This window comes from Methylorubrum podarium (assembly GCF_040270385.1).
Taxonomy (GTDB): Bacteria; Pseudomonadota; Alphaproteobacteria; order Rhizobiales; family Beijerinckiaceae; genus Methylobacterium; species Methylobacterium podarium.
Genome location: NZ_JBELQE010000077.1, coordinates 1 through 8,289, shown reverse-complemented (window position 1 = coordinate 8,289; position 8,289 = coordinate 1). Strand labels below are relative to the sequence as shown.

General features: G+C 69.4%; 6 protein-coding genes. 2 read left to right on the top strand and 4 right to left on the bottom strand.

Annotated features, from left to right (window positions below; all coding sequences use genetic code 11):
• The 4 genes from ABS772_RS13120 to ABS772_RS13105 form a co-directional block, all read right to left on the bottom strand.
• A partial coding sequence (locus tag ABS772_RS13120) for a PepSY-associated TM helix domain-containing protein (protein ID WP_350395125.1) occupies positions 1-1,574 on the bottom strand: 1,574 nt, incomplete at its 3' end.
• Positions 1,571-1,873, bottom strand: coding sequence for an iron transporter (locus ABS772_RS13115; RefSeq protein ID WP_350395123.1), 303 nt, complete (start codon positions 1,871-1,873; stop codon positions 1,571-1,573). The genes ABS772_RS13115 and ABS772_RS13120, both read right to left, overlap by 4 nt.
• 10 nt (positions 1,874-1,883) lie before the next feature.
• Entirely contained in the window at positions 1,884-4,226 is a 2,343-nt protein-coding gene (locus tag ABS772_RS13110; RefSeq protein WP_350395120.1) for a TonB-dependent siderophore receptor, read from the bottom strand.
• 254 nt (positions 4,227-4,480) lie between these two features.
• A complete protein-coding gene (locus ABS772_RS13105; RefSeq protein WP_238257304.1) occupies positions 4,481-4,750 on the bottom strand; it encodes a hypothetical protein in 270 nt (89 codons plus the stop codon).
• 432 nt (positions 4,751-5,182) lie between these two features.
• Between ABS772_RS13105 and ABS772_RS13100 the strand changes: the two genes are divergently transcribed.
• Positions 5,183-5,374, top strand: a complete 192-nt coding sequence (locus tag ABS772_RS13100) for a hypothetical protein (RefSeq protein ID WP_350395117.1) — start codon at positions 5,183-5,185, stop codon at positions 5,372-5,374.
• Between the two features lie 223 nt (positions 5,375-5,597).
• Positions 5,598-8,289: malectin domain-containing carbohydrate-binding protein (locus tag ABS772_RS13095; protein ID WP_350395115.1), on the top strand; the 2,692-nt coding region annotated here is incomplete at its 3' end.

The following is an 8,289-nucleotide window of genomic DNA, read 5'->3' as shown; positions in this document are numbered from 1 at the left end:
GGGGAGGCGGGGGCGGTCGAGGCGGCTTGCGCCGGCTTCGCGCCCCGCTCCCGATCCCGCCTGGGCGCCTCGTAGCGCAGGATCTTGCGGGCGGCGACGGCGAACAGGCCCGCGAGGAGCAGCATCGCCCCGTCGAACCACGCGAAGAGCGGATCGCCGCCGCCGAGCCGCAGGGGATGGTCGGGGATCGTCAGGATGTCGGCGGCGACCACCGCGACGCAGAGCACCGACACCGCCGCCAGACCCTCGCACCACGCCCGGCGCTGCGGACGGGCGAGCGGCACCAGGGCCGCGACGATCCAGGCACCGAAGAAGGCGCGGATCTCCCACTCCTCGCGTCCCGCGAGATCGACGGGCAGGAGCCGGTTGGCGATGAAGTAGACGGCGATCGCCGCCGGCAGGCCGGCGATGCTGCCGACATTGAGTGCCTGGACCAGCCGCAGGCCGAAGAAGGGCCGCTCCCCCGCCTTCGGCAGGCGGGCCAGCGACCACAGCACGACGCCGGTCGCGACCATGGCGCAGCCCATGATCCCGCACAGGAAGAACAGGAGCCGCAGCAGGGTGCCGGCGAAATGCGCCTCGTGCAGGCCGGTCATCACCGTGAAGGTCTTGGCCGCCGGCTTGAGGCCGCCGTCGCGGACCTCGAGGATCTCGCCGCTCACCCCGTCGAAGGCGATCTGCGGATGCTCGTGCGAGAGGCCGTGCGGCTCCTCGAACACCGCGACCACGGTGGCGTTGGCGTCGCCCGGGTTGACGATCGTGAGCCGCTCCAGCGGCTCCGGCCGGGCCGCGACCGCCCGCTCCACCATCGGCCCGATCGGGGCCATCGCGGCGGGCCGGTTCGCCGGCGGGCGCGGGGTGGTGATCCAGGCGGCCTCGGTGAAGAAGGCCTGGGCGTTGCCCTTGTAGGCGGTGGTCACGCCCCAGGGCATGTAGAAGGTCGCGAGGGTGACGATCCCGGTATAGGTGATCATCACGTGGAACGGCAGCGCCAGCACGCCGGTGACGTTGTGGGCGTCGAGCCAGGAGCGCCGGGGCGCCTTGTCGCGGCGGAAGGTGAAGAAGTCGGCAAAAATCCGCTTGTGGGTGACGATGCCGGAGATCAGCGCCACCAGCATGATCATCGCGCAGACGCCGACGACCCAGCGCCCCCAGAGCGGCGGCATGTGCAGCTCGAAATGGAAGCGGTAGAGGAAGTCGCCGCCCTGCGTGTCGCGGACGGAGGACTCGGCTCCCGTCCGCGGATCGAGCAGGACGTGGCCCGGACGCTCGCCGGGGCGGGTGCGCCAGAACAGGTCGAGCACCGGCCTGTCCTCCTGCGGCAGGCCGATGAACCAGGTGCGGGCCTTGGCGGCGTGCTGGCCGAGATAGGCGACCCCCCGCTCGGCGGCGGCCCCGAGGGCGGCGGCCTCCACCGGCTCCACCCGTGTGAATTCGGGGCGCATCCAGCGGGAGATGTCCGGCCGGTAGTAGCTCGCGGTGCCGGTGACGAAGATCGCGAACAGCACCCAGCCGACGATCAGGCCGGACCAGGTGTGCAGCCACGCCATCGACAGGCGGAAGCTTCCCTTCATGGCGCGTATCCCCGCATCGCCAGCCAGAGGAGGGCGCCGAGCACGAGGGCCGTGCCGGCGACGGTGAGGAGCGCCCGCAGGAGGGTGCGCGTCGAGAAGACCAGCACGACGATGCCGGCCATCACGGCGAAGCTGAGGAGCGTCGCCGTCGCCACCGCCTCCGAGCGCGCCATCGGCAGCGTCAGCGACAGGAGCGCGGTGGCGAGCGCGGCGACGCCGTAGCCGCCGCCCGCCGCCAGCACGACCCGGCCGGCCACCGAGGCCCGTTCGAGCACCGTCGTCCTGCCCTGTGCCGCCATGCCGGGCCTCCTACCAGCGATAGCGCAGGGTTGCATAGACGGTGCGCGGAAGCCCGTAATAGCAACCCGAATAGGAGAAGCAGCCCGTCACGTAGCGCTCGTCGAGCAGGTTCTGGGCGTTGACCTGAAGCTGGAAGCCCTGGAGCGTCGCGTCGAGATATTTCAGGTCGTAGTTCACCACGGCATCCACGAGGACGCTCTCCGGCACCTTGAAGGTGTTGGCCGGATCGCCCCAGGACGGGCCGAGATAGCGCACGCCGCCGCCGATCCCGAGGCCGAGGAGCGGCCCGTCGGTGAAGCGGTAGTCGGCGAAAAGCGAGGCGGTGGAATCGGGCACCAGAACCGGGCTGCGGCCGACGAGGGGCACCGGCTGGCCGGTGAGGTCGTTGGTGGTGTTGGTGATGTCGCGGGTGTTCTTGATGTCGAGGATCGAGAAGCCGCCGATCAGGGTCAGGCTCTCGGTGACGTTCGCCCGCGCCTCGAACTCGATGCCCTGCACGCCGACCTCGCCGGTCTGCACCACGAAGCCCTGGTTGTTCGGGTCGGGCTGCGTCGCGTTGGAGCGGCGGATGTCGAAGGCGGCGGCCGTGAGCAGGATGTCGGTGCCGGGGGGCTGGTACTTGATGCCCGCCTCGTACTGGTTGCTGGAGACCGGGTCCGGGATGCGCCCGACCGCGCCGAAGGTCGTGTCGAAGATGCGTCCGCCGGTGATCGGCTCGAACGCCTCGCTGTAGGAGACGTACGGCGCGACGCCGTTGTCGAACAGGTAGAGGAGGCTGGCGCGCCCCGTGAAGGCGTCGGCCGGGACGTTCTGGATCGCCAGGGCGCCGGTGGCGAGCTGGCGCGTCGGGCCGCTCTGCCGGGCGACGTCGTAGCGCCCGCCGAGCGTCAGCACGAGCCGGTCGAACTTGATCTGGTCCTGGAAGTAGACGCCGGTCTGCTCGGCGGTGATCGTCGCGTCCGAGGAGAAGGGGGGGAACGTGATGTTCATGTCGTAGTTCGGGTTCAGCGCGTTCAGGCCCGGCGCCGGGTTGAACGGCCCCGCCAGGGTGCGCGTGCGGAACGTGCGGTGATCGACGCCGAGGAGGGCGGTGTGCGCGACCGGGCCGGTCTCGAAATTGGCCACGAAATTGTTGTCGATCGTCCAGGCGTCGATGCCGACCTGGGTGCCGCCCACCGAGCGGGGGATGATCGGCCCGCTGGCGAAGGGGCCGTTCTGCGCGTTGAAGGCGCTGTAGACGCTGCGGTAGTCGCCCTCGGTGCGCAGGTAGCGGCCGGCGGAGTGGAAGCGCAGGTTCTCGTTGAGGCGGTGGTCGAACAGGTAGCTGATCGAGGCCTGCGTCCGGTCGGAGCGCTCGATATTGCGGTCGCCGTCGTAGAAATCGACCGGCAGGCGCCCGAACACGCCGTTGCCGAAGTTGCGCGCGAACACCGTGCCGACCGCCGGGAAGCCGCCGTAGAAGCCGGAGAACGGATCGCGCTGGTAGTTACCGATGATGGTGAGTTGCGTGTCCGCGTCGGGCCGCCAGGTCAGGCTCGGATTGATGAAGAAGCGCTCGACCTGCGTCGTCACCGCCGGCCCGTCGCCCTTCCAGCCGAGGCCCACCACCCGGTAGGCGAACTGGTCGGCCACGCCGCCGGTGCCGTCGCCTACGGGGCCGCCGACGTCGAAGCCGCCGCGCACCTCGCTGAAGCCGCCGCCCTGCACGAAGATCTCGCCGTGGCGGACGAACTGGGGCACCTTCGAGACGAGGTTGACGATGCCGCCCGGGCCCGACTGCCCGTAGAGCACCGAGGCCGGCCCCTTGATGATGTCGACGCGCTCCAGCCGGTAGGGATCGATGGTGGGCGAGGCGTCGCGGCTGCCGGGCAGCGGCAGGCCGTCGAGGAAGATCGGGGCGGTGAAGCCGCGGATGTAGAACTGCTCCAGCCGGGTCGAGCCGGCGCCGCCGCGCTGCTCGGTCGTGACGCTCGGCGTGTAGCGCAGGGCCTGGTTGATGGTGAGCGCGTTCTGATCCTCGATCTGCTTGCGGCCGACGACGGAGATCGACTGGGCCGTCTCCAGGATCGGCGTGTCGGTCTTGGTCGCGACGGTGCTGCGGCTGGCGACGTAGCCGGGCACCGCGCCCAGGGCGCCGCCGGCGCCGTAGAGCGCGCCGCCGAGCGTGGCGCCGCGGCCCTCGCCGGTCACGCTCAGTTCGGACAGTTCGATGGCGCCGGCCGCGTCCTGGGCCTGGCCCGTCCCGGCGAGGCCGCAGAGGGCCGTTCCCGACAGGACCGTCGAGGCCAACAGGCGTGAAGGCCAGCCCGCACGCGGAGCCGGCCGAGCGGAAACGCCACGATCTTCGAACATCTTTTCCGGTACGCTTTTAGCTTAGGTTATGAGAACCCAAGAGGGCACGACGAACTGCGTGCCGCGTATCGCAAGGACCGAATGATGCGTGCAAGATCTATGTTTTATAACTGTTATAAATATAGAAACTGGACTCGATGATCCAATTTGCGCGCAACCCTTCTACTTGTTCGATATTTTTTGCAATCTGTTGCGATCTTGCATCGGCCGATCTTGTCTCCTGAGAGGCAGGCGGAGGAGGTTCCGGCGGGATCCTACAGATCCGATCCGCGCAGAACCTGCCGGTGATCGAGAGGATCCCAGATCCCTTCGAAGACCGGCGCGGGCCCCTTCGGCCGCTCGCGGGCCGGCATCACCGCGGCCGGAACGAGCGTCTGTTCCAGGGCGGGCGCGACGAGCAGCACGGTGGCGGCCGTGCCGATCGCGCACAGCGCCGCGATCATCCAGCGCGGCATCTCCCAGCTGTGGAGGAGGACGGCCCCGGCCGCGAGGAGCGCCAGGGATCCGACGAGTTTGGGAAACATCGAAGACTCGATCCGAACGAAACGACGCCGCCGGTGCGAACGGGATGCCAGGCGTCCTGTGCCGGATCGGGACGCCTGGTCCGGGAGGCGTCTTGCGAAATAGTGATCATGCCGGGTGTGGCGCGAACGATATTTCATGTTAGGCGGGTGCAACGGTTCCACGATCCCGAACGATCGGGAGCCGATCCCGTGCGCCGAGAAAGGCCGAACCAGTGGCAAGCATGCTGTCCGTGATCGCTCTCCTTCTAGCCCCCGTGGGGGCTCTTGCCGTCGGGACCTGGGCCTTCGGGCGTCGTCGCCCCGCGCCCTGATCGCCCGCCGCTCGGCCGGGCAGGGCGGCGTTCCGGCGCGGGACCCTGCCGATTTCCGACACAATGCGGCATCACCGATCAGGCATCGTGGCGCGACTGCCGGCGAAGGGAGACCTTACGCATGACGATCCTGATTCGGCCCGCCCGCGGCCTCGCATCCGCGGCGCTGCACATCGTCCGCTTCCTGCCGAAGGTGATCCCGCTCGCGCTCGTCTCGATGATCGGTCTGTCGGCCGGGCGGCCGGCGAGCGTCGATCTCGACGGCGACGGCGAGGAAGCGCCCCGCTCCATCGTCTACCGCCACTACATCTGAGCCCATCCGCGCCCGGCTGAGCCGCGTCCGGCCGCCATGCGGTCGAAAGCCTCTTCGAGTCCCTGCTCCGACGCGTGCCTTCCGGGTGCGCGATCGCCGAACCGGCATCCCCTTCGGCGGAGCGCGCGCTAGTCCGAAAGAGCGCCGCGGAATACCGCTGCGCGCATGAAGCCCGGACCGGGCGCGGATACGGTCGGCCCCACAGGATGCGAGGGGCACGACGATGGCCGATGTGACGTTTTCCCAGTCGACGCTTGCCGGTTACTCGGGGCTGGCTTCCGCCCTGCAATGGGGGCCGGACGGGCGCCTCTACGTCGCCGAGCGGTTCGGCAGCATCAAGGCCCTCACGGTCGCCCAGAACGGCAACGGCTACGTCGTCACCGCCACGGAATCGATCGACCTGATTCTCGACATCCCGAACCACAACGACGACGGCAGCCTGAACCTCGGCCTCGAAGAGCGCCAAGTCACCGGCCTCCTCGTCACCGGCACCGCCAACAACCCGGTCCTCTACGTCACGTCGAGCGACCCGCGCATCGGCGCCGGCAACGGCGGCGAGGACACGAATCTCGACACCAACTCCTCGATCATCTCGCGCCTCACCTTCGATTCCGCGACCGATACGTGGAAGAAGGTCGATCTCGTGCGCGGCCTGCCCCGCTCAGAGGAGAACCACTCCGCCAACGGCCTGGCGATCGCGCCCGACGGCAAGACGCTCTACGTGGCGGTGGGCGGCAACACCAATGCCGGCGCCCCCTCCAACAACTTCGCCGGCCTGCCGGAATTCGCCTACTCGGCGGCGGTGCTCAAGGTCGATCTGACGGCGCTCGACGCCATGACGGTCAAGGACCCGAACGGCCTCAACCCCTACCTCTACGACCTGCCGACCCTCGACGACCCCTCCCGGCCCAACAACGGCACGGCGGGCAACGAGAACCCGGACGGCTCGGACGTCAGCGGCCCCTTCGGCGGCCGCGACGGGTTCAACATGGCCAAGATCACCGCCGGCAGCCCGGTGCAGGTCTACTCGCCGGGCTACCGCAACGCCTACGACGTGCTGCTGACCTCCGACGGCAAGATGTTCACCTACGACAACGGCGCCAACAACGGCTGGGGCGGGCGCCCGTCGGATGCCAACGGCAACGTCGTCACGAGCCAGAACCAGATCCCGCTCAACACCCCCGATCAGGACGGCGGCACCAAGCGGCTCAACTACGACCAGCTCCACGAGATCACGGGGCAGGGCTATTACGGCGGCCACCCCAACCTCGTGCGGGCGGTGGGGGGCCAGGCCGGCTGGATCGTGACGCCGGGGGCGGGCGTCACCGGGGCGACCTTCCTGCCGCAGGGCAGCGCCGGCCTGCCCGCCGACTTCAACTCGGTGATCCCCGCCGGCACCGCCGACCCGCGCCAGAGCGTGTTCTTCGAGGGCGGCATCAGCGACGGGGCGCTCGATACCGGCCAGGGCTCGCTCAACGGGCTGGCCGAATACACTGCCTCGACCACCTGGGCGACGGCCGGCGGCGGCACCACGAGCATCAAGGGCGCCATCCTGGTCACGGATCTCGCGGGCTATCTCCACATCATCCCGCGCAACGCCTCGGGCGGGGTCGACACCACCGTCGGCTCCGCGGGCCAGATCGTGGCGGCGGGCAAGCAGATCGTGCCGATGGGCGGCGGCGCCCCGCTCGGCATCGACGCCGTGGGCGACGGCAAGCCGTTCGCCGGCACCGTCTGGGTCACGACGCTGGCCGACGGCAACATCAAGGTGCTGACGCCGGGACCGACCAATCCGCAGAACCTCGATCTCGACGGCGACGGGATCAACAACACGCTCGACCCCTTCGCCCTCGACCCCGACAACGGCACCGCCGGCACCGACGTGATCTCGGGCGGCGAGACGGTGGTGTTCAACTTCGAATCCGGCTCGATCCCCGGCACCTTCGGCGGCAGCGGGCTCACCGGCGGGATGATCAACGGGCTCGACCCGTTCCTCGACGGCGGCCTCTACACCTCCTCCAACATCATCGCCGGCGGCGCGGGCGGCGTCATCCAGTTGAAGAACGTGCAGGAGGGCGACTTCACGGAGGGCAACAACACCCTCAAGGACGCGCTCCAGGCCGGCGTCACCTTCGACGACAGCGTCGCCACCGCCAACGTCACCATGACGATGGCGAACTGGATCCCGAACGCCACGAGCGACGGCGGCTTCCCCTCGGCGGGCCTGCAGATCGGCACGGGCGACCAGGACAACTTCATCAAGCTGGTGCTGGGCGGGCGCGGCGAGAACGCGTCCGGCAAGTACACCAGCGCGATCTTCGAGACCTCGATGGAGAATCTCGGCGTCGCCCAGACCGCCTCGGTCACCAACAACGCGCTCCTGAGCGCGGCCAACGCGAGCTGGGTGCAGCTGCGCCTCGCGGTCAACCTCGAGACCAACACGGTGACGCCCTACTGGCGCTTCGGCACCGGCGCGGTCTCCTCGGCCACCGACGCGAACAGCGCGTTCACCGCCGGCACCTCCCTGAGCGTGCCGAGCGGCAGCGCGCTGCTGAAGGCGATCCAGGGCGACTACACCGTCGGCGGCAAGGCGAGCGGCATGGCGGTCGGCCTGCTCGCCACCTCCAACGACGGCGCGCCGTTCACGGCGGATTACGACGGGATCACCATCACGACGACGGCGAAATCGGGCACGACCAACCCGGTCGTGGCGGCGATCAATGCCGGCGGCGGGGCGCTGACCCAGGACGGGATCAGCTTCTCGGCCGACCAGTACTTCACCGGCGGCGCCACCTTCATCGACGGCACCGGCGGCAATGGCGTGCAATCGGCCTTCACCAACACCGTCTACCAGACCGAGCGCTACGGCAATTTCAGCTACGCGATCCCCGTGGCCAGCACGAGCCAGGCCTACA

Bases quoted from the DNA above. Each gene is read 5' to 3' on its own strand.
- ABS772_RS13115 (WP_350395123.1), bottom strand. From the start codon at position 1,873: ATGGCGGCACAGGGCAGGACGACGGTGCTCGAACGGGCCTCGGTGGCC.
- ABS772_RS13110 (WP_350395120.1), bottom strand. From the start codon at position 4,226: ATGTTCGAAGATCGTGGCGTTTCCGCTCGGCCGGCTCCGCGTGCGGGC.
- ABS772_RS13105 (WP_238257304.1), bottom strand. From the start codon at position 4,750: ATGTTTCCCAAACTCGTCGGATCCCTGGCGCTCCTCGCGGCCGGGGCC.
- ABS772_RS13100 (WP_350395117.1), top strand. From the start codon at position 5,183: ATGACGATCCTGATTCGGCCCGCCCGCGGCCTCGCATCCGCGGCGCTG.